Annotated in this window: 15 protein-coding genes and 5 pseudogenes; 6 read left to right on the forward strand and 14 right to left on the reverse strand. The window is 59.8% G+C overall.

Going from position 1 to position 22782, the window contains the following annotated elements:
* The coding region (locus IY145_RS00225) for a copper chaperone PCu(A)C (protein ID WP_196406415.1) at positions 1–425 on the reverse strand (425 nt) is incomplete at its 3' end.
* Positions 426–756: 331 nt separating this feature from the next.
* The gene (locus tag IY145_RS26090) at positions 757–1095 is read right to left on the reverse strand and encodes a hypothetical protein (protein ID WP_196406416.1); all 339 of its coding nucleotides are present in this window, start codon (positions 1093–1095) and stop codon (positions 757–759) included.
* Between the two features lie 101 nt (positions 1096–1196).
* On the opposite strand from IY145_RS26090, the gene IY145_RS00235 reads away from it, so the two are divergent.
* Positions 1197–2291, forward strand: coding sequence for an aminotransferase class III-fold pyridoxal phosphate-dependent enzyme (locus IY145_RS00235; RefSeq protein WP_196406417.1), 1095 nt, complete (start codon positions 1197–1199; stop codon positions 2289–2291).
* Positions 2292–2442: 151 nt separating this feature from the next.
* On the opposite strand, the gene IY145_RS00240 is transcribed toward IY145_RS00235, so the two are convergent.
* Positions 2443–2889: an MFS transporter gene (locus IY145_RS00240; protein WP_196406418.1), complete on the reverse strand. Its 447-nt coding sequence runs from the start codon at positions 2887–2889 to the stop codon at positions 2443–2445.
* A gap of 347 nt (positions 2890–3236) precedes the next feature.
* A pseudogene (locus IY145_RS00245) lies at positions 3237–3996 on the reverse strand (IS5 family transposase).
* A 91-nt stretch (positions 3997–4087) separates the two neighbouring features.
* Between IY145_RS00245 and IY145_RS00250 the strand changes: the two are divergent.
* Positions 4088–4629, forward strand: a pseudogene (locus IY145_RS00250) (transposase); the annotation flags it as partial.
* A 39-nt stretch (positions 4630–4668) separates the two neighbouring features.
* Here IY145_RS00250 and IY145_RS00255 read toward each other — a convergent pair.
* A pseudogene (locus IY145_RS00255) lies at positions 4669–5870 on the reverse strand (IS256 family transposase).
* A gap of 54 nt (positions 5871–5924) precedes the next feature.
* Between IY145_RS00255 and IY145_RS00260 the strand changes: the two are divergent.
* Positions 5925–6578: pseudogene (locus tag IY145_RS00260) on the forward strand (IS3 family transposase); the annotation flags it as partial.
* Between the two features lie 319 nt (positions 6579–6897).
* Here the strand turns inward: IY145_RS00260 and IY145_RS00265 are convergent.
* Positions 6898–8277, reverse strand: a complete 1380-nt coding sequence (locus IY145_RS00265; RefSeq protein WP_196406419.1) for a hypothetical protein — start codon at positions 8275–8277, stop codon at positions 6898–6900.
* A 293-nt stretch (positions 8278–8570) separates the two neighbouring features.
* On the reverse strand, positions 8571–12977 hold the full coding sequence (locus tag IY145_RS00270) for a glycosyltransferase (RefSeq protein ID WP_196406420.1): 4407 nt from the start codon (positions 12975–12977) through the stop codon (positions 8571–8573).
* A 153-nt stretch (positions 12978–13130) separates the two neighbouring features.
* On the opposite strand from IY145_RS00270, the gene IY145_RS00275 reads away from it, so the two are divergent.
* The 3 genes and pseudogenes from IY145_RS00275 (at position 13131) to IY145_RS00285 (ending at position 14813) form a co-directional block, all read left to right on the forward strand.
* Positions 13131–13376, forward strand: coding sequence for a hypothetical protein (locus IY145_RS00275; protein ID WP_196406421.1), 246 nt, complete (start codon positions 13131–13133; stop codon positions 13374–13376).
* A 56-nt stretch (positions 13377–13432) separates the two neighbouring features.
* Positions 13433–13556: pseudogene (locus IY145_RS00280) on the forward strand (DDE-type integrase/transposase/recombinase); the annotation flags it as partial.
* Between the two features lie 54 nt (positions 13557–13610).
* The gene (locus IY145_RS00285; RefSeq protein ID WP_196406422.1) at positions 13611–14813 is read left to right on the forward strand and encodes an IS256 family transposase; all 1203 of its coding nucleotides are present in this window, start codon (positions 13611–13613) and stop codon (positions 14811–14813) included.
* A gap of 391 nt (positions 14814–15204) precedes the next feature.
* On the opposite strand, the gene IY145_RS00290 is transcribed toward IY145_RS00285, so the two are convergent.
* The 7 genes from IY145_RS00290 to asnB form a co-directional block, all read right to left on the reverse strand.
* A complete protein-coding gene (locus tag IY145_RS00290) occupies positions 15205–16095 on the reverse strand; it encodes a DMT family transporter (protein WP_196406423.1) in 891 nt (296 codons plus the stop codon).
* 176 nt (positions 16096–16271) lie between these two features.
* Positions 16272–16715 (reverse strand): VOC family protein, encoded by a 444-nt coding sequence (locus IY145_RS26420; RefSeq protein ID WP_409455275.1) that lies wholly within the window; start codon positions 16713–16715, stop codon positions 16272–16274.
* A 325-nt stretch (positions 16716–17040) separates the two neighbouring features.
* Positions 17041–18003 (reverse strand): LysR family transcriptional regulator, encoded by a 963-nt coding sequence (locus tag IY145_RS00300; RefSeq protein WP_246721615.1) that lies wholly within the window; start codon positions 18001–18003, stop codon positions 17041–17043.
* Between the two features lie 135 nt (positions 18004–18138).
* Entirely contained in the window at positions 18139–18618 is a 480-nt protein-coding gene (locus IY145_RS00305) for a PaaI family thioesterase (RefSeq protein ID WP_196406425.1), read from the reverse strand.
* Positions 18615–19688 carry an acyl-CoA dehydrogenase family protein gene (locus tag IY145_RS00310; RefSeq protein ID WP_246721617.1) on the reverse strand — a complete coding sequence of 358 codons (1074 nt, stop codon included), beginning with the start codon at positions 19686–19688 and terminating at the stop codon, positions 18615–18617. The genes IY145_RS00305 and IY145_RS00310 overlap by 4 nt, the downstream gene beginning before the upstream one ends.
* A gap of 11 nt (positions 19689–19699) precedes the next feature.
* Complete coding sequence (locus IY145_RS00315) at positions 19700–20824, reverse strand: FAD-dependent monooxygenase (RefSeq protein WP_196406427.1); 1125 nt, start codon at positions 20822–20824, stop codon at positions 19700–19702.
* Complete coding sequence (asnB, locus tag IY145_RS00320) at positions 20821–22782, reverse strand: asparagine synthase (glutamine-hydrolyzing) (RefSeq protein ID WP_196406428.1); 1962 nt, start codon at positions 22780–22782, stop codon at positions 20821–20823. The genes IY145_RS00315 and asnB overlap by 4 nt, the downstream gene beginning before the upstream one ends.

Here is a 22782-nt window from a genome sequence, read left to right on the forward strand (position 1 = left end):
ACCACTATCGTTCCGTTGTTCTCGAATTGCAGAGATCCTCTCAGCGTCTCTCCGGTCGTCAACTGCGACTTGAGGTCGATCACCATGAGATGATAGCCGCCTTCACGAAAATCGACCGTGGAATCCGCAGGAATGTCGAGCCCTTTTGCGAGTGGACGCATTCGTCCGACGCCATCGGCGACGCTCATTTGGTGGAGCTCGACATGATCGGCGCGCTCCGCTTGCGCGCCGACAATCCTGTCTGCTCGACCCGAGTTTCGTATGGTCACATAGCATGCCCCGATCGTCACTCCTTTCGGAGTCGTCGCACACCATGGATTCTCGATCTCGATAGAGGTCGGCGCCGCGATGCTTGTACCGTTGAAGGCGATAGCGAGCGTGAGCGTCGCGAGACGCGTCATACGCACGACGTTCTGTCGGGTCATGATGGGGATTTTCGCGAGTGCGTGACGGGCATAGACTGGCCTGACTATTCGTATAGCGTTGATTGTCCGCAAATTCGGCGCCATGTCGTCGGCCGCGGCGTATTTGTCGAATTCGTATATGGACGACACATCGCCGAGCTCGCTCCGCATAAATTTCGAACGATCACGGTGCTATTGCGCATGCCAAAATGACGATAGCGTCGCGTAATGGGCAGAAAGATGAACGCTTTGATTTCGTCTATCGTTCAGTTTCTACACGCGACGTCTCGCCGCAGGCACATTCATTTCGACGTCGATGTGTGATGGCAATTATTGTTAGAGCGGGCTGCGATCAAGGTGGATCATATCGGCAAGCGGCGAAGTAGTTTGCGCATTGTGCAGGTTCGAAGATGCCGGGGCTATAGGGCGGGAGATAGCGCAACTCGGCGCCCGCGGCCTCGATCAACTCTTCGACCCGTGGCCCCTTGACCCAGCGCACGGCGCTGGCGATGCCGACTTCGAAACGTTTCGCCGCCGCGTTGCGCGACAGCCCTCCAGAGACGACAGCTTCCACCACTTGAACCGCGCCGGATATCCCGTGGCCCGGCTCGAGGTCTCGTGACGCGATTGCCTCGGTATGCGCCCATGCCTCGGCGTCGGCAATCGCCTGACGTCGAATTGCGCCCGCCACGCATCGATATGGCTTAATTCTTGCTTGTTGATTCGCTACAGGAGCCAGGCGCCGTGCTTGCCGCTCCACAAACGCGCGGCCTCGCCCTCGAATAGCGGAACATGTCAGGCGCATCGTCGGATTCGGCCAAGGAGCCCAATGACCAGATCGAGCCCGTCAACGCCAGCGACGGGTCTGCTGTGGCGAGTCCGCTCGACTTTTCAGGTTCGTTGCTCGGCTTTTCGGAGAATTCCGCGGGATCGGCGCAGCCGATGGATGAGCCATCGCCAGAATTGGCGCTAGAGACAGCCGATCTCTCCGACGCGCTCTGCGCCGAAATCGCGCCCATTTCCTTTGGCGACCGCGTCTTCTTGTTCGAGTCCGAGGCCGAGGCTTGGCGCTACGCAATCGAGACGATGCGGCGTCACCATCGGATCGTCGGCCGTCCAAAGCGGCGCCGGCTCATCGTCTGCGCCGGAGCTTCGGATGGGGCCGGAGGCTTGCCCCCCGGCTTGGAAGACGACAGCGAAGTCACACTGCTCCAAACCGACGATGCGGGCGTATTGGCCACGGCGATCGACAATAGGACCGCTGGAATTCTGATCGCTCCGGTGCGGACGAAAGCCGGTTTCGAGGTTGTCCCCGGAGGGCTGCTCGCCCGCTTGCGCGAGACAGCGGACGAATATGGACTTATCCTCGCTTTCGACGAGAGCTTTTGTGGCCTCGGTCGCTCGGGCATGCTGTGGGCGCATGAATGGACGGGCGTGACCCCGGATGTGATGGTCGTCCTTCATCGGCATGGAAACGCCCCGCCGCTGGCCGCGTTGATCGCCACGCAAAAATTGGCGCGCGGGGCGCCGGGCCGTCCGCCCCTCGTCGATCGGGCGGCGCTTCTGACAGGGCGCGCCCTCGTGGATGGGCTGGCGACTCCGGGCTTTCTGGAACGCGTGCAGAATCGAAGCTGGCGTCTCGAAGACCGGCTCGCAGAGTTGTTCTATAAGCGCCGCGGAGCGTTCACGGCGCTGGGCGGCATTGGCCTGATGCAGTGCCTGGAATGCCCCGGAGAGGCGGAGCCGATGCGCGCGATGCTGGCCGAACGCGGGCTCCTCACCCGCGCCATGGGATCGTTCCTCGGCCTATTTCCTCGGCTCACGGTCGAGGAAAGCGAAATCGACGCGGCGGTATCCATCATCGACGAGGTTTGCGCGGTGAGCTGACGGGTGGGTGCCGCCGGTCGAGGCGGATCATTCCTGTTGCGTCAGACGGAGAAGATCCATCATGTCATCATGGCGGATATCTGGATGAGGATTCCGCATGCTTGCGCGGCAGATGACGCTTGCTTTTGACAACGCTATTTCTTGAAGAATTTCACTCCCGGCTCTTTATACAATATTTTTGACAAAAATTTGCAGCGCTCGAGCCGCCCAGCATCGAGCCGAGAGGAACGCCGCAGAACATCGCCGTGACGAAAGTCGAGCGACGCCGACGGGGTGTATATTCGGCGGTGATCGCGAAGAGATTCGGAAGAGTCCCGTCGAGCCCCAATCCAGCGAGGAAGCGCAGAGTAATCAGCTCGTCGAGCCTCGTCGCCTGGACGTTCGGCAGCGACGCGGCGCCGACGAGCAGGAACACCGCTAGCATGACCGACTTGCGGCCGAATTTGTCGCCGAGCGGCCCTTGCGCCAGGACGCCCGTCAGCGATCCGAAGGAACTCGCGCCGAAGACCAGTCCGAAATCGGAGGTCGGGATATGCAGTTCGGCGGCGACGGCGGGAGCGGCGTAGGCCATGGCCCGCGCATCGAATCCATCGACCATGGCAAGCAGTCCGCAAAGCCCGACGACGATCAGCTGGCGGCATTGTCGATCGATTGCTCGATGGAGACAGTCCGATCCATTTACTGCTCTCGATTTCGTAGAGGCGCGTCTTCATCCATTGACGCAACCGACTGCGCCCGTGAAACATCGGTCGCCTGCGCTCGAGTCCCTACTACGACGCTCGACGTCGGCGCGGGTCAATAATCGAATTCGAGCCGCAGCGTTTCACGATCGCGCATTTCGGAGGGCGATTGGCCGATGCCTCCGTAGACAAAATTTGCGACACGACCGCGATTTTCTGTCGCCTACGAAGTCCGTAGAATCGGGTTATAAACTAGGCTCAGGACTCATTGATTGAGATAGAAGGCGACAGCGGCGGCGATGCATATGGCGGAGAAGAAGGCGTGCGCGCATCGATCGTAACGGGTGGCGATGCGCCGCCAGTCTTTGAGCTTGGCGAAGAGGTTCTCGATCTTATGACGTTGCCGGTAGAGCGCCTTGTCGTAATCGAGAGGCTTCTTACGGCTCTTTGTCGGCGGAATGCAGGGCTCGGTCCGCGTTCCGCGAGCGCTCGCCGAAACCAGTCGCTGTCGTAGCCGCGATCTGCGATCAGGGCCGAGGACGGCGGCAGCGCGTCGAGCATCGGCCTCGCGCCTTTGTGATCGCTCATCTGCCCTTCGGTCAACATCATGACAAGCGGCTTGCCGGCGCCGTCGCAAACGACGTGGAGCTTGGAGTTCAGCCCGCCTTTCGTGCGGCCGATACAGCGGGAAAGAGCCCCTTTTTTAGGAGGCTCGCCGCCGTCCGATGCGCTTTCAGATGAGTGGAGTCGATCATGATCCGCTCCGGCTTCGGCCCTTCTCCCGCGAGCGCGGCGAAGATACGATCGAAGACGCCGAGCCGGCTCCAACGGATGAAGCGATTGTAGAGCGTCTTGGGCGGCCCATACTCCTTCGGGGCGTCCTTCCATTGCAGGCCATTCTTGATGACCTAGACGATCCCGCTGACCACGCGGCGGTCGTCCACCCGCGGCACGCCGTGCGCCAAGGGAAAGTGAGGGGAAATTCGCGCCATCTCCGCTTCGCTCAGCAAAAACAAATCACCCATCAAAGCCTCCATTTCGGAGACCTTGAATCACGCCTCACTCCAAATTAATAGGTCCTGAGCCTAGAGTCCGGCCGATTGCAGGACGGACACGATGAAGAAGAAACGGTTCACGGAAGAGCAGATCATCGGGATTTTGCGGGAGCAGGAAGCCGGCGCGAAGGCGGCGGACCTCGCGCGCAAATACGCTATTTCGGAGACGACGCTCTACAATTGGAAGGCCAAATTCGGCGGGATGGACGTTTCCGAGGCCAAGCGACTGAAGGCGCTGGAGGAGGAAAACGCGCGTCTGAAGAAGCTCTTGGCCGATCAGATGCTCGATGCGGCGGCGATGCGTGAGCTTCTGGGAAAAAAATGGTAGGGCCCGGCGTCAAGCGCGACGCGGTCGCGCACCTTCGGGCCGTCATGGGTCTGTCGGAACGTCGGGCCTGCCGGATCGTCGCGATCGATCGCAAGACGGCGCGCTACGCGTCGAAGCGTCCGGCCGACGCCGAGCTTCGCGCCGAGCTGCGTGATCTCGCCAATGCGCGTCGGCGCTTCGGCTACCGGCGGCTGTTCGTCTTGCTTCGTCAGCGGGGCGAGCTCTCGGGCAAGAACCGCATCTATCGGCTCTACCGCGAGGAAGGGCTGACGGTGGGGACTGTCAGGAATCTTGTGTGCGGGGCCGGGTTTCCATCACGCCGCGACGAAGCGATCGTCGAACATGATGGCGAATTGATTTTTCGCCTCGCACCATTCGCGCGGCGCCATTTTCCACTCCCCGGCGACTTGGCGCAAGACGAGATAGAGGAGCTTCATCGCCGCATCGTCAGTCGGAAAATGCCCTCTCGTCCGCACGGCGCGCCGCAGCTTCGCGTTCAAGGATTCTATGGCGTTCGTCGTGTAGATGATCCGCCGTACCGCGATCGGAAAGGCGAAAAACGGGATGACCTGCTCCCAATTGCGCCGCCAGCCCTGCGCGATCGACGGATATTTCTTGCCCCAATGGCCGCCGTCGAAGGCCTCCAACGCCTCTTTGGCCGCCTCGGCGGTCGGGGCGCGATAGATCGTCTTCAGCGCGGCGGCGATCGCCTTGCGGTCCTTGTATGAGGCGAATTCCATCGAGTTTCGAATGAGATGCACGATGCAGGTCTGCACGGTCGTCTGCGGAAACACCGCATTGATCGCCTCCGGAAAGCCCTTCAGGCCGTCGACCACGGCGATCAGTATGTCGCCGACGCCGCGGTTCTTCAGCTCGTTCATCACCCGAAGCCAGAATTTGGCGCCCTCCGAGGTCTCGATCCAAAGCCCCAGAATGTCCTTCGTTCCGTCCGGCGTGACGCCGAGCGCCACATAGACGGCCTTGTTGCGGACCAGGCCTTCGTCGCGGATTTTGACGCGCAGCGCGTCGAAGAAAACCAAGGGATACATCGCCTCGAGCGGCCGGTTCTGCCATTCGGCGACGGTCTCCAGCACGGCGTCGGTGACTGTCGAGATCAGATCGGGCGAGACTTCCAGGCCGTAGAGCTCGAGCAAATGGCCCTGGATCTCGCGCACCGTCATGCCGCGCGCATACATCGACACGATTTTCTCGTCGAAGCCGGGAAAGCGGCGCTGATAGCGCGCGATCAGCTTGGGATCGAAGCTCCCCTCCCGGTCCGCGGGACCCTGATGTCGATCTTCGACGTCTCGGTCAGCACGGTCTTCTTCGAATAGCCGTTGCGGTGGTTCGCCTTGCCCGCCGCCGCTTCGCTCTCGAGATGGTCGTCCATCTCCGCGTTCAGAACCCGTTCCGCCAGCGCCTTCTTCAGCTCATCGAACAAGCCATCCTTGGAAAAAACCTCCTTCGGATCGCGTCCCGACAGCAATTGGTCCAATGTGCCCTTCTTGATCGCCATAGCCCGCCTCCTGCGGTTCTACTATGGCCCACACACAAGATTCCTGACAGTCCCCTGACGGTGAGGAAGCGCCGCGCACGCCGCCGCGCCGTGGGAACACGGGCGCCGATTGTCGTCGAGGCGAAGCCGAATGCCCGATGGTCTCTCGACTTCGTGCACGACCAGCTCGCCAGTGGCCAACGATTCCGCATCCTCAACATCGTCGACGACGTAACGCGTGAATGCCTGGCGGCGATCCCGGACACATCGATCTCCGGCAAGCGGGTGGCGCGCGAGCTGTCGGCGCTGATCGAAAGGCGCGGCAAGCCCGGCATGATCGCTTCCGACAATGGGACCGAGTTCACCTCGAACGCGGTCCTGTCCTGGTCGGAGGAGAACAAGGTGGAGTGGCACTTCATCATGCCGGGCAAGCCGATGCAGAACGGTTTTTGTGAGAGCTTCAACGGCCGCATGCGGGACGAGCTGCTCAACGAGACGCTGTTCTTCGGGCTCGACCATGCGAGAGAGAAAGTTCGCTCTTGGGTTCACGATTATAACCACAGGCGCCCGCACTCTTCCCTCGGCTATGCGACGCCGGCGGACTATGCGGCCGCGCTCACCGCAACAGGCGATCGGCTGCGCAACCCCGACCAGCTCCGCCGATCGCCTGTTGCTCACCCCACGCCCGCGGGCGTATCAACCGCCGGGACTCAACTCGCCGCTGGATGAAACTTCGGGGGCACGTCACTCCTGATTCGCAGCGAGAATCCTCGCCGCTGTCAGGCAGAAAATCCACTCAAGCCACTGTCCGAATTTCCGAGGCCGGCTCTGGCGATTGCGGTCAAAGCGCTCAATCGTATGTGTGAGCTCGGTCAGGCACAGTTCGTTCGCCTCGCATAATCACCGCGCCAAATGGCGAATTCCGTCCCAACGCGCCTCCCTGCAACAACGCCGCACATGATGACAGGAAGGACTCATGATTGTCATTATGAGATCCATAAGAGAACGGGCCAGGTGGCATCCTCAGTCATTAGTATTCCGTAAACAGTCAAGCGCTTTGCAAGATCGTTGGCGGTTTTCGTGTTAGCGTTACGCCGTTAACGGCAAGCGCCCCCACGCCATGTGTGACTATGAGCAAAAACTCGATTCCCTCAACGCGACTTTCCAGCTCGAACTCAACCTCGCAGAGCGCATTCCCTGTGGTCTGGCGTGCGCTCGTCTCGAAAATGAGCGCTTCGATGGACCGGGCACCACAGTCGGCGCTCACTTTAAATTGAATGTGCAGCCCTTTGGCGGCAGAACCTGATAGAACCAAGCGATAGACGCCTGAGCCAAGCGAGATATGAGGTCCAAACTGGAAGACTCCGCCGGCCGGATGTTCCTTTGCGGTCAGGGCACCCTCAGGGGATAGCTCCGCGTATGTTGATCGCAACGATGACGCCGCGATCCAGGCGGGCCCTTTTGCCAATAGGAAATCAGTCCAGGAAACGACTCCTGAGCGCCTGTCCCTGCCTTCGGGCTTGGCATCTCCTGTGGGGACAATTCTTCCCTTTTCAAAGGGAAAAATAATCTTCTGGACGCGGTCGAGAACGTTTAAGACATCTGGCGTGTCGGGTTTCCGCAGGGAAATGCGTTGCTCAACGCCCCTATGGAATATTTTCTGCCGGGCACCTGCGACGATTTCCACGAGACGAATTGGTTCGAGCGCACCGAGCGCGTCACTGTTCGAGACGAGTGCCTGGCTGATCGCCACACCCAGTCTTTGCTTTGAGAGCGACGCGGGCTCGCCGATTTTATCGGCGAGCAGACCGAGAACTTCGCATAATTCAATGCTGCCTCCGGCCCCAAGAATTTCGTTGGTAAGGCGCGAATAAAATGCCTTGTCGAAATCCGTGGGCGCAGTGAACTCAAGGAACGCCTTGAGAGGAGCATAGGCTTTGTTGTGAGCGAGCTGCAGCAAGAGCCGCTCGAGCGCCCGATGGTCACCCGGGAAAACCAGATAGGAGAGAGCAAAGAAGTACAATGAATTCTGTTCATTGCCCATGCTTCTGATCTGCTCGGCCAGCTCGCCGTGCTTCAAGTCGGCGGCCAGTTCCGGAAACATCGACATCGAGTCGGCGAAGCGGCGGGCAATCGAGATCGCGTCGGAAAGGCGCACCCACGAAAGATCACGGGCGAAGTGGGAGACAGCCCGGCTGGCGACCTCCAATCTGTCTACTCTGCTCCACAGGGTCCATATGAGAGCCAGCCTTGAATCATCTGCGATCTGCTCGATCAACGTAAAGGCGTCTATGAAATCTTTTCCCGGCGCGTCGGTTGGCGGCCAGACCTGCAGACGTGCAAACAGGTCTTCTCGATAGGCGCTCGACCGTAGCGCGCGTTGCTTGGCGTCTAGACTGACGTTCATGAGTTCCGTTGCATCGCTCATTGAGGTCCCTCGCCACGCTGGGCCGGGAATTACCATCCCGGGGGCCGAAATAGTAGGCGCAATAGCCGTGCTTCCGCCGGCTAGGCGCAATGGATTTTAGAAGAGCAGAGAATTTAACATCTTTACCTCCAGGTGAGACATTCGTGCGCCTCTTCTTTAACCCGATTTTGGAAACGCGAAAAATCCGCAGAAACTCACCCTGGAAATCTGCTCGCGCTTGATTTGTTGGCTTCCGCAACCGACACTTGGTTCGGCACCTAGGATGAGGGGATCTGGCACCAAGCGCGCCCGCATCAGACGACGAGGATAGGTAGATCGTTCTGCACGAATTCATCCAGCGCCAAAATCTGGTCGACTACGTCGCGGCGCGTAACAGATCCTGAGCGAATCTGGCGTATTAACGCCGCGTATTCGGTCTGCGTCGGCGGGCGCATGAGCAATTTGTAATACACGTCGAAAACGAACTCGTCGTCTTCCTTGGTCAGATCGGCGAAGGAGACCGTCCACACTGCGCCGTGGTTTCCGTCTCCGTGCCTGGACATTTTCGCGCGGTATTCCCTCGTCTCATCCTTGGCCATGATCTCGTCCACGATCTCGGCTTTGGTCCGCAGCCGATTTTGCAACAGGTCGCCATAAGTCCGTACCTCATCCCTGTCGGCGTCACGCCCCAGAACGCGATGAAAGGCGATCCTTACGAATTCCTCCGCTTGAAGCCCGACCAGGATATTCTGCACCATGTCCGGCAAAGCCGGCGGCGCTTCGACCGATTTTTTCGACGACGTGCGCGCGCCAGTCACAGCGGCCCCGTGTCGGTCTTCGTAAAGTCCCAAGATCATGTTTGACAAGCGTTGGCCGATACAAGGCCAATTGTGCTCTGACAACCATTTCGCCTGATTGGCTGAAAGGTGCTCGCACGCGTCTGGCTCCTCCAGCAGCCGATGTACGCCGTCAGCGATATCCTGAGGTGATGCGCCCGGGAGGAACTGGACGCAGTCCGCAACGTCATCAAAAATGGCCAGCGGCGTCGTGAGCACCGGCCTGAGCGAAGATATGCCCTGCCTAACGGCGGCACTCGAGGACTCCTTGGTGTCCTGATAGGGAAACACCACGCAATCTGCAGCAGACAGCAGCAGCAGCGCCTCGTCTATCTCAAGATAGTCGCTGATCAATATGACATTATTCTTAATCCCTAGACTCTCGATAAGTTCGACGCATTTGACCCGCTCTGCTTCCGAAAGTGGATCTGGAAACTGGGAGTTTAGAAGCAGCAGCAGCGCCTTTGGATAGTGTCTTCTTAACAACATGCTGAAAGCTAGAATTAGTTCTGGAATTCCTTTCTTTGGTAACATAAAGCCGAAACTGCCGACAATGGGCGTAAATCCATCCAGGCGAAGTAACTGTCGCACCGTCGCATATTTCATCGGTACCGGCGAGAGCGCGCCCTGTGGAATCTTAACCACATTGTTGATAAGGCCATAACACTTGAGACGATTGACGTCCTCGATGGAATGTACAACAAGCCGCGTTGCGCGCGCTAAGCTCCCCGCGGCGTGGGCGATCGACTCGGGAATGCCGTTAATTGTAGTTTCCGCGGTCTTGTGAAAAAAGACATGAGTGTCTACGCCACCAGCTTCGAGCCGGCTTACTGCCGTACCGAGCTGCTCGATGGTTTGGAAGCCATAGTTGTATTGAAAGACGGCTACGTCATAACCGCCCCTCAATATGTTTTCAACCAGCTGGTCCAAAGATCCGTTTCGATCCGTCCAGCATCGCACGACGTTCGATGCGTCCGAGCGTTGATCCTTTAAGTGATTCGCAAAGATGTCGATTTCAAATGAGTCTTTTGCCAGATTAGAAATAAGGTGCTCGGAATAGGATGCTATTCCGCACCGAGTATTCCAGGTTGAAACCCACGCTAGCTTCAGCTTGGGCATTTGTTTTCTCTCCCCTACCAGATCGTCAACGAAAAGACTCACAGCCGCCGCGGTTTTGTCCCAGGTCAGATCCGACGCGGTTTTCATGCCATCGGCGACCCTCGCCTCCGTTTCATTTTTCGCAGCCCTCCGAAACAGTGAGCGCATCTTCACGGCGAGGTCGGAGACGTTTGGCCGAACCCACATGGATTCCCCACCCCTCAGATGACTTTCGGACGATTCAAACACGTAATCTAGCAGGATAGTGTTATTGTCGTTGCAGAAGTCCAGATGCGCTGAGTGTCGGGTTGTTATGAGAGGTATGCCAAGAAAGAGTGCTTCAGCCGCAGGGAGATTGAACCCTTCGCCACGCGTCGGCAGTACCATCACGTCTGCTGCACTATAAAGCCGGGCCATCTCCTCGTCCGTTAGATCTTCGAAAAGGATCTTAACAGCCGGCTCGTGGCCACTGCCTTTCACAATCTTTTCATAGAGCACTTCGACAATATTATTAGGATGGCGATAAGTCTTTATGATCAGTTCAACATTATCGCTTCCACTGAAGGCCGCAACATAAGCAGACAGCAGCTCCTCCACGCCTTTGCGCGCCATGCCGGAGGAGACGTGCAAAAAAGTGAAGGGATCTTCATGCCGCCGCGACAGCCCGTTTTTCCTGCGGGAGAAATCACGCGGATCGAGCCCACATCCGCACACCGCGATTGGCGTGCGGATGCCCGAATTGCGACAGATGCGCTGACCAAACTCACTCGCAACAATCACGCCGTCGAGATAACGGTTTATCAGTTGCACCAACTCGTTTGGAACGTCGCTTTCTTCCCAGAAAAAGAACGCGAGGCGTAAATCGCCCAACATCCCCGCCGGCCGCAGCGGATACATGTTACGGATCGAGACTACCGCCGCTTCCGAATTTGTCGCCGGCATCCCAAGCAAAGGCTCGATCTCTGGATGCGCATTGAGACCCTTTGTGTCGAGAACATATCCCGGGATGCCTTCGGCTGGAACGAGAGCCGCCTCAATGCCAGGGATGCGACCGAGCGCAATGCCGAGGTTCCGGTTGACGATAGCGAGACTGTAGGAAGTCTCGCATGGACCTTCAATGATAAACTGTCTTGAAATATTGCTGTGTTGGTCCGGAGACGTTCCGCAGATTGGGTCGAGACCCACCACAACCTCCGCCGGCAGATGCGGCAATAGGAAGTCCAGCAATTTTGTTGCAAGGACGTTGCGATCAAAGGTACGCAGCCGCTCTCGTTGGCGTCGAATCACCTTTCGCCGATAGCTGCGATCATACAACAGGGGATCGAGTGCCTCTGCGATTTCTTCCGGGCTCGTGGATCCGAGCTTAATTCCCGCGGAGCCGAGCGTCTCGCCGACGGCTGTTCCCGCAAGCGCTACCACCGGCACGTCGAAAGTCATCGCCTCAAGGAGCGGCACCCCGAAGCCCTCATGCTCGCTAAGCGAGAGATAGACGTCGGCGGCACGGTAATATCCGAAGAGATCCTGATCGGACACGTGGCCCACAACGTGAATGCGATCCCTGAAAGCGGAGGCCTCTATTGCCTCCAGCAGCCGCGCGGCGTAGCCCTCGCTGTGATCGAAATGGCCGATCAGTGTGAGATGGAGCGGATAGTCAAAGCGGTCCGCATATTGGTCCATAAAACGGACGAGATTGAGCTGTCCCTTGTTGGCGCAAATTCGGCCTACGAAGAGAATCTGATATCGCGGCTTATTGAAATAATGGAAGGCGGGATTATATGGCGCGCTGCGCAGCGGCGCGAAGTCTTTGAGAAGTGGAATGACTTTGACATCCTCATACCCGCGCCGCGTCAATTCCCGCGCATTATAGGCAGAGTCGGCGATGGCGTCGTCTATCATGCCACTAAACTCTTCGAGTTGCTTTAGGCCCTGCAACGCATAATGGCGGAAAGGTGACCCTTCGGTGAAGAACGAGGGTGGCGTGATGTTATGATAAAGTAAAACTTTGCGGCACTTCAGCTTCTGCAGCATGGGCATGATGTCATGCCCCATCGAGTGGTGAATGATCAGGAGATCATCCTCCTTCGGCACGAATTCGTGAATCAGCCCGAGCCGGTCTGCAAGGCGTGGATCCCGATGTTCGACGAATATCTTCGAGCCTATCCCGAAATCCGCGAGTATGGATTGGATATAAAATAACGAATTGGTGACGGCGTCTCCGACACTGGAGCCCGAGTGGAACTGGAAAACCCGGGCAGAACTCTCAAGTTTTAAGACCTGTTCAGGAACAGACGGCAGTTCCACCGTTACGCAGGCCGGCTCAAGCGAGGACGCCACTGCTTCCGCGATCGACTGCCTTACCGGCGGCATGATGGGCCACTCTCGCCGACCTACCACCTGACGTATTCTCTGGAGGAGCGATTTGCCGCGCGAAATGTCGAACGTTACGGGGCTCCCGTCCGGAAAAACCTGCTCGCCAAGCTTGATGCTTTCGGGCCCGGAGATGAAAATTTCGACCTTCAGGTTCGCGACCGTAGCCTGTTCCATCACCTTAGAGGGGTGAAATTCGATATCGAAAGCGCATGCGCCTTGCCGCGCCTTTCCAGCCCGCGCAAGGTCCACGCGATAGATATTTGCGGCGAATGTCCCGACGAGAAGACCATTCGCGAAGACATCAACCGACACGGGATTTTCCCGATCGCCGTTGTCAGCAACCCAGCCGCGCAGCCGATTTAGCGAGAAACCATCGAAATTTCCTTCAAGTTTCTTGCGCCGCTTTTTTGGTCGCATGCGAAATCCTTCCAGGCAAGTCTTTTCCTACCACTAAAAGAATTGGCAGCGCTTTTCAACTCCCACGCCAAGCGGGTGCAGGGCGGAGTCATAAATTGTCAATGCGTTGGGCTTGCGGATCGATTCTGTTGGCGGCCCTGAGGGAGGCCGGCGGTGGGCGCGAATTTTCTGGATCATATCAAAGTCGTCGAAGATGGTCGCATTCCGGGGATGACGAGCTATCCTCTGGACGAGGTTCTGCTGACGATCCTCATCGGCCTACTGTGCCGGATGGAGGACTTCGACGAGTTCGCCATGTTCGGTGAGGAGCAGATCGACGGGGTTCTGATGCAAACGGCGCGAGAGAGGCATAATTGTATGTGCAAGGCACGACGGCGCTGGGGTAATGGACGATGCTGAACGTAGACGATCTTTTCAAAGGCCGGCATTTCGACCGTGAGATCATCGTTCTCTGCGTCGATGAGACCTACGTCAAAATCAAGGGCCACTGGGTCTATCTCTACCGCGCCGTCGATAAGGCGGGAAAGACAGTGGATTTTTTGCTGCGCGCGAAGCGAGATGTCGGCGCCGCCAAAGCGGGGACTGTCAGGAATCTTGTGTGTGGGGCCATAGTAGAACCGCAGGAGGCGGGCTATGGCGATCAAGAAGGGCACATTGGACCAATTGCTGTCGGGACGCGATCCGAAGGAGGTTTTTTCCAAGGATGGCTTGTTCGATGAGCTGAAGAAGGCGCTGGCGGAACGGGTTCTGAACGCGGAGATGGACGACCATCTCGAGAGCGAAGCGGCGGCGGGCAAGGCGAACCACCGCAACGGCTATTCGAAGAAGACCGTGCTGACCGAGACGTCGAAGATCGACATCAGGGTCCCGCGGGACCGGGAGGGGAGCTTCGATCCCAAGCTGATCGCGCGCTATCAGCGCCGCTTTCCCGGCTTCGACGAGAAAATCGTGTCGATGTATGCGCGCGGCATGACGGTGCGCGAGATCCAGGGCCATTTGCTCGAGCTCTACGGCCTGGAAGTCTCGCCCGATCTGATCTCGACAGTCACCGACGCCGTGCTGGAGACCGTCGCCGAATGGCAGAACCGGCCGCTCGAGGCGATGTATCCCTTGGTTTTCTTCGACGCGCTGCGCGTCAAAATCCGCGACGAAGGCCTGGTCCGCAACAAGGCCGTCTATGTGGCGCTCGGCGTCACGCCGGACGGAACGAAGGACATTCTGGGGCTTTGGATCGAGACCTCGGAGGGCGCCAAATTCTGGCTTCGGGTGATGAACGAGCTGAAGAACCGCGGCGTCGGCGACATACTGATCGCCGTGGTCGACGGCCTGAAGGGCTTTCCGGAGGCGATCAATGCGGTGTTTCCGCAGACGACCGTGCAGACCTGCATCGTGCATCTCATTCGAAACCCGATGGAATTCGCCTCATACAAGGACCGCAAGGCGATCGCCGCCGCGCTGAAGACGATCTATCGCGCCCCGACCGCCGAGGCGGCCAAAGAGGCGTTGGAGGCCTTCGACGGCGGCCATTGGGGCAAGAAATATCCGTCGATCGCGCAGGGCTGGCGGCGCAATTGGGAGCAGGTCATCCCGTTTTTCGCCTTTCCGATCGCGGTACGGCGGATCATCTACACGACGAACGCCATAGAATCCTTGAACGCGAAGCTGCGGCGCGCCGTGCGGACGAGAGGGCATTTTCCGACTGACGATGCGGCGATGAAGCTCCTCTATCTCGTCTTGCGCCAAGTCGCCGGGGAGTGGAAAATGGCGCCGCGCGAATGGTGCGAGGCGAAAAATCAATTCGCCATCATGTTCGACGATCGCTTCGTCGCGGCGTGATGGAAACCCGGCCCCGCACACAAGATTCCTGACAGTCCCTCAACCTGGCGCGCCGAGTAACAGTCGAGCGTCGTGCCGCGGGCCACGACCTCTCACAGCCCGAGAGAACCCCGCAGGAGGAGCTCGCGAACCCGTCGCTGACGCAGCCGAATCGCAAGGGCGAGCCGGATGCCCGGAAACAGTTCGTCTATCCTCGAAACTGGAAACGACAGCTTCCGGTTCAAGGACAGCTCGGCGAAGGCGGACAAACCTGCAAAGGAGAAGACCAAAACTTGACGACCGACTGACCCGCAAGCCATCTTCAACCCGGGTCACTTCTCAACGGAAATCCTGGGTCAAATCTCGACGGAAATCGACATCCTCATGGTCTCGTCGGTTGCCGGTCGGAGCATCACCGGGCTCTTCTGCTGACGAGCACGACGCCGGCAAGAATGAACAGGAACGCGAAGGGAAGGATCGCCGGGAATGCTTCGCCCAAAAAGGCGACCGCCAGAAGCTTTCCGGCGCCGGCGCTGATCCAGCCAATCTGGCTGACGCCTATCGGACCGCTATGCTTCTGGAGAGCGAAGAAGAGTGCGTAGGTAGCGGCGATGATCGTCATTTGCGCCGCCAGCAGCGCCGACGCGCTCTCGTCCCATGTCTCAGGGTTAAGTGGGATATCGGTGAAGACTGCATATACGCCCGTAATCGCGGCTGCGGCCAGAAGCATGATCGGCGCGAGCAGACGAGGCGACGCGTTTCCGGGCCAGTCGACAGTACGATAGATGTTCCCCGTTGCGACAATGACGGGAACTGTCAAAGCGATGCCCGTCCAGATCCAGCCGCCATCCACGCCGCCCGGCCGTGAAGCTGCGAGCAACGCCGCGCCGCCGAGACCTAGTGTCATGCCGGCTGCGCCCTTTGTCGAAAAGCGATCGAGCCGCAGCGGCACGGCCAGCCCATAGGTCAGCAAGGGCGGAAAAGCAAGGCACAGCGAGACGAAGCCGGCGCCCACATGCGGAATCGATAGGAAGGAAAGCATGTTCGGCAAGGCGAAGCTCAGAAGACCAGATAGGAGCCCATAGCGCAGGAGCGCGGCGGATAGCTTCAGCCGCTCCGCCGTGGCGCATGCGACCGCGACGAGCACCAAGCCTCCACCGAGTGCGGACCATAAGAGAAACGCGATGGGATGCCAGCCGGAACGGATGGCTAAACCAGCAATCACGATGGTCACGCCGACCAGCCCGCCAGTTGAAACCAGGCAGAAGAAACCTTTCAGCGACGCTGGAGCTGGCGCTTTCACCGCGCTCCTCCAGCCGGGCGAGGAGAGCCGTGATGACTTTGTCGTCCCTCGTCGAGAAGCCGAACCGCCGCACCAAAGAGGATTTCAAGTGGCGTCATTTCAAGGCTCGGCTCATTATCCATTTCGAGAAATCAGTGACAGTTCAGACGGCGCCCGGCTACGATCATAGAATCGCCTCATATGCCTTGAGCGCCACAAAGCACTACTCGCCAACCATCGGGATCTTCGAAGGTGAGACCTCGGTCGAGCCAATAGGGGTTTTCGGGGTCGACAGGTTCATTGCCCGATCGGATCAGTCGGTCGCGCAGGCTCGCGAGTTGTTGAGCGTCTGGAATATACAGGACCAACAAGTTGTCCCGACTGGGGGCCGGGCATGGGCTCCCGGCGCGGTGCTGTGTGAATTCCAGATGATAGGCCCGACCGGGAAGGCCCAACATGAGGCCATCGTATCCACTATGATCGGTAAATCGATATAGCTCAGCCAGCCCCAAACCGTCGCGATAGAAAGCCACCAATGCTTCGAGTTGATCGGTTGGACGCGCAATCCTCACTTGCGCAATGTCGATACTCCCTGGGAACTTCATGGGTTCATTAGATGCGATGGTGAAATCGGTGTTCATCAGTTATGCTCCACAATATTTAACCGCCATAGGCGCCGCCAGTGACGCAATCGAGAGTAACGGGACGTCCGAGCACGCCGGTCGAGCAGCAGGGACGGGATTATTTGACGACGAATGCCACTCCAGCCGAGTTCGTGCGATAACTCCTTTACTACGCCGCTCGGCCGATGAGCTGCGAGACGGCGTCTTTTTCGCGTTCGGCAGTCTAGTATGTCGAGCGTCGAGGTTCGAGGCGATTCGACGCCGAGTCAGGCAATACGACTCTTCTCGAAATTGCCGCGCCTCGGTCATCTGTGGTCGCCTTCGACGCTGGACACGGCCTTGTTCACATCACGCTCGAAATAGTTCGCCCACAGTCCGCATCGATGCGGCTTGGCATGGTGGGAAGGGTAGGAGGCTCGGAATCTTGCACTGCGTCGCGGAAGATTGCGACGAGATCGAGAATCTGGCGCACTTGTTCCAAATGCTCTCCATAGCCGATGTTGAGCTGGACGATGCGGCTGCGTCCCGCCGCCAGGTTCAATGGACGCAGCCGCCCCGATGCGAGTTCGTCGCGAATGCAGTGCTCTGGAAGCCACGCGTAGCCCTGGCCATCGGCGACGAGGGCGACCGATGTCGTAAGGTGGCTGACCGTCCAGCGCTGACGTGAGCCGAGCCATCCGCTGTCCGCTCCCCGCAGGCCGGAGTCGCTCATTACGACCTGACGATGATCCTTGAGCAATTCATGCGTGAGCAGGCCGAGCTGATGCAGGGGATGGCCCGCGGCGGCCACACAGATGAAACGCACCGAGAGCAGAGGCTCGGCGACGATACGGCCGGGAAGATAGCTCGCTATGCCGATCTGCGCGCGTCCTTCCTCGAAGGCTTCGCTCGCGCCCGACAATGCCGTTTCGCAAACCCGTACCGATAGCCTCGGGTAGAGAAGCGAATATTGGTGGAGTGCGTTCAAGAGAATCGGCTTGGGAAAAATAATATCGATTGCGGCCGTAATCTCGCCCTCGGAGCTAGGATCGAAACCCGAGCAGAAGTGCTCGATTTGCGTCGCATGGCCAATGAGCTCCCGTGCGCGAGGAAAAATCATTTCGCCGGTCTTGGTCAGGGTCGCCCGTCGTCCTTCGATCGCGAAGAGTTCTTGGCCCAGGCATTCCTCCATTTTGCGAACGGCGTGGCTGACCGCCGACTGCGTCTTGCTCAATCGTTCGGCCGCTTGATGAAAACTTCCGTGCCGTGCCGTGGCGACGAACACGCGCCATTGCTCGAGCGTGATTTTCGTCATCGCCTGTTTCATGTCGATACTCCTCTCACGCCGGCATCGAATTGGCGCTCTCGCGTTCACTCGACGACCTCGAACTGAAATATTTATGTCATCGTGATCGATCGGCTTTCAAAATCAGTGTGAGTAGAGACTCGAAATTTGGCGGCCTTACGACGCCGCGCGCTCGACAACACCGTTTGCGTCCGGAACGAGAATGGTCTGCCGCACTCGCGCCTTGGAAATCTGCGCCGTTGCGAAAGGCGTGTGTGCGCCACCGACGCCGACGCGTATGGCGGCGACCGAGGTGAAAATCATCCTGCGTCCTGCTCGGATCACGCTGGCTTGAAATTCCGCGATCGAATCGCGGGGCATCGGCGTCAGGATCGAGACCGCCATGTTCGTGCTGACCGCATATTCGTCAGGAGCCAGCAGAGGCAAAGTCGCGAGCATGCTGGTGACGTCCAGCATGGCGTAGGTCACGCCGCCATGCAGGCAGCGGCTCAGATTGTCGATGGCGGGGGTGACGACCAGTCGACAACGGCAGCGACCGGCTTCCTGCTCCAGCAGCTCCAGGCCGCAATAGCGCTGAAAGTCGTGCATGAGGAGCGCTCGGCTATGCAGGCGCGCATGATCGGATATGTTGGTCATTCCGGTCTCCGTTCGAGTGAGCGAGCGATGATTTCGTTCATCACCTCGGTCGTGCCGCCGCCGATGGCGACGAGAGGGGCGTCGCGCAGGCTTCGCTCGGCGAGCGAAGGAGACACGCAGCCGGCCGCCCCGTGCAATCGAACCGCGATCTGCGCCGCGAATGCGAAGGCTGCGGTCGCCGCGTTCTTGGCCATCGCCACCTGGACTTCGCCGTCCTCGACGGTCGTCCGATCCACGAAATGACGGGCCATGGCGACGGCCGTGTGCAATTCGGCGAGAGTCTGGCGAACATGCGTCATGGCGATCAAAGGCGCGTTGCGAATGAGGCGGCTTCGGCTGTGCTTCAAAACGGCGGCGCTCACGACCTCGGCGGCGCTCGCCGCCGAGATCGCCAGATTGAGCCGCTCTCGCGTCAAGGCGCCGCGCAGGATTCGGCCGCTCCGGTCGGGGGCGGCGATCAGCCGCGCGCGGGCGTTCGCGAAGCGGATGGCCGCGAGTGGAAGGCAGCGCCAACCCGACGGCTCGAGAGGATATCCGATAATCTCCGCTTGCGGCTGCTCGACCAGGAAGAGGCCGAGGCCATCGGGCGCACGTGCGCCGAGGACTAGGCAGTGGGCGCGCGCTCCATTGCAGATGAAGCGTTTCTCGCCGGTGATCCGCCACGCGCCGTCGGCTCCGAGCGCGGCGCGTGCGTCGAGCGCGGTCAGATCGGAACCGGCGTCCGGCTCGGTGAGGGCGAGGGCGATGATGCGCGCGCCCGCCAGCACATCGGCGATGACGGATCCGAACGCCTCCGCTCCCGCCGATGCGAGGATCGACAGGCTGACGAAGTGCGAGCAGAGCCCTACCGCCAGCCCCTGCGATCCGCCGCGGGTGACTTCTTCGAGCAACATTCGCATCCGGGTCTGATGAATAGGCGGAACAGGCCCCGGAACGTCGCCGAGCGAGAGCAGGCGAGCCGCTCCCGCTTCGGCGTGCAGGCTCGCCGGATAGGCCCCGGCGCGTTCCCAGGCGTCGATATTCGGTTCGACACGCTCCGCGACGAAGGCGCGAAGCGCGGTCTGAAACATTTCGTCGTCCATCAGAAAACCGTGGTTTCGGCGAGGCTTCTGAATTTCGTCAGCCGGTCCCGTAGCGCGTCGTTCGTCACCGAGCCCTCCTCGCGAAAATAAAACAGATCGGTCAGATCGCTCATGACCTCGAGCATCTCGCGCGAACGCAGCCGCACCCTGCGTGAATAGCGGCGCAGAGCGCTCGTGATGTCCGCGTCGCAATTGCAGACGAGCGATTGAGCGAGAGCGAAGCCGTTCTCGAGGCCGAGCGTGAAGCCGTAACCGAGCGTGGGCAGCATGGCGTGCGCGCTGTCTCCGAGGAGCGTCACCCGGCCGCGGTGCCAGTTCTCGATATGCTTTATCGCGTGCAGGCGATTGTGGAGCATCGATTCGGGCGGCGTCGCGTCGACCATCGCCGGAAGAGGGTCGGCGATGTCGGCGATCGCGGCGCGAATTCCGTTCTTGTCGAGCAGCGGCCGATCGAGATGCCGATAGGCGTAGAACCAGTAACGCAGAGATCGGCTCTCATCGAGCGGATAGGTCACCACCCGAGCGCTGTCGTAGGTGAAGATCTGGCATCGGTCGCCGAGCAGCGCCGGATGCGCGAATTCGACGATGCCGCGGCAGGCCGCGACGCCCGTGTCGGCGACGATCGCCTCCGGGGCGACGGCGCTGCGCACCCGGGAGAAAACGCCATCGGCTCCGACGACGACATCGAAGCGACGTGAGAGCCCATCGGTGAAGTCGACCGTCACGCCATTCTCGTCCTGCGAGATCGACTCGCATCCGGCGTCGGCGGTGATGGCGTGAGCGTCGAGAGCGTCGCGCAGCATGCCGAACAACCGCTTGCGCGGGAACATCATCGCCGGCGCGGGAAACTCGAATCCTTCGAGCCGCACCGGCTGGCTGTGGATCAGTTTGCCGCGCCGGTCGAGCGTGTCGAGAAACTCGATCGGCTGACCGGCCGCCAGCAGACGATCGTCCCCGAACATGAAGCGCAGCACCTGCACGCCTTGCGGCCAGACATAGATTCCCGAACCCGTGTCGCGCGGCCCGTCGCCGCGCTCGTATACCTCCGCTCCGACCCCGAAGCGTTTCAGGAGCAAGGCGAGGGCGAGGCCGTTGAGCCCCGCGCCGATGATTCCGATTTTCATGCCATCTCCTCCATGACGAGATTTTCCGTGGCGCCGCTTGTTTCACTGTTCATGCGGAAGCGCCGCTGCATCAGACAGAGGCTGGCGATTTCCATGAACATCGGATCGAGCAGCGCCTGCTGGTCCGGCGGCAGGCCCGGCAATTCCGCGAGGGCCCGACGCACCAGTTTGGCGTCGAAGAAGGGTAGATCGAACAACGCGTCGCCGTGCAGCGCGTCGCGAACGAGCTGCGAGAGCCGGTCGTCATGACGCAGCATCGCCGGGGGCGCCCGGAAATAGTGCTTCTTGCGCTTGTAGAGCGCCTCGGGGAGGAACGGACGCATCGCCTCGCGGAAGATATGCTTTTCCGTGCCTCCTTTGATCTTGAGCCAGACCGGAAGCCTACAGGCGTATTCGGCGACATGATGGTCCAGCAACGGCACTCGCCCTTCGACGCTGTGCGCCATCTCCATGCGATCGCCGAGCGTCGTCAAAACGAAATTGGGTAGAAAGCTCTTGGCCCAAAGATACATCGAGCGATGCACCGGATCGCGGCCGGCGAGCCGGTGATGCGCCGTTCCGTTGTAGAAGCGTCGATAGGGTCCGATCCCCGACCAGCGCCGCCTCGTCTCGCCGCCGTAGAGTGCTTGTAGAGCGCCGAACCAGCTCGACTGATTGTCGATCCAGGATACGCCGTGCCCGAGTTGCGCCGTCATCCAGGTCGCATCCGACGGAAGGCGTTCGCGCGCATAGCCGGCCTCGCTCGCCTTCAGCTTCGAGCGCAGCTCCTCGACGACGTCGCAATCTTGATGCTGCGCGTTGTAGAGCAGCATGTCCCGCCGAAAATGCGGGTAACCGGCGAAAATCTCGTCGGAGCCCTCGCCGGTGAGCACGACTTTGAAACCGGCGTCCCGCACCGCTCGGCTGAGAAGATATTTGGCGACGCCATGCGCGTTGAAGAACGGCGTTTCATTGTGCCACAGCGCGTCGTCGAAATTGTCGGCGAGATCATTCTGCGTCACGGGAATCGAGCAGAAGCGCGCGCCGGCGTGAGCCGCGGCCTGCTCGGCGAAGCGCCGTTCGTCATGGGCCTCGGAGTCGACGAAGGAGAGGTTATAGGCGTCGAGCGGAGCGCCGCTCAGATGCGTCGCGCATCCGAGCATCGCCGAGGAATCGATTCCGCCGCTGAGATAGATGGCGACCGGCACATCCGACCGCAAGCGCAAGCGCACCGCTTCGAGAATTTTCTCCCGCAGTCCGGCGACCGCCTCCGCTTCGTCGAAACGATCGTTGTCGAGCGAATCCGCGGAACTGAAATCGAGATCCCAATAGGTCTGCTCGCGCAATCCGCTCGGCGTCGCGGTGACGAAACGCCCGGGCGCGACGCTGCGGACTTTTTTGAACAGCGTCTGGTTCGAGAGATAGAAGCCGCGTGAGACATAGGCGTCCTCGTCCCAGATGGCCGGCACGCCGGCCGCCAGCAGCGCCTTGATCTCGGAGCCGATATAGATCGCTCCCTCGTGTTCGGCGATGAACAGCGGCTTGATCCCGAAGCGATCGCGCATGGCGACGAGTTGGCGTTCGTTCGCGTCGTAGAGCACGAGCGCGAACTCTCCGCGCAGGCGCTCGAGGCCCGCCGTGCCGAATTCGCGATAGAGATGCAGCGCGATCTCGCTGTCGCTTTCTGTGCGGAAAACGCAGCCGCGGGCGCGAAGCTCGTCGCGTATGCGCTCGAAATCGTAAAACTCGCCATTGACGATCAGATGGATCGAGCCATCCGCGGAGGCGATCGGCTGCCGTCCGTTGCCGAGGCCTATGATGCTGAGCCGCGCGTGTCCGAATGCGACGTTCCCTCGCGGATCGATCCAGACGTCTCGTTCGTCTGGTCCGCGATGGCGAATGGCGGCCAGACCATCGAGAATTTTCGCGCGCGCCACAGGACGCGGACCGCTGTCGTAAATTGCCAAAAAACCACACAT

Source organism: Methylosinus sp. H3A (assembly GCF_015709455.1).
Taxonomy (GTDB): domain Bacteria; phylum Pseudomonadota; class Alphaproteobacteria; order Rhizobiales; family Beijerinckiaceae; genus Methylosinus.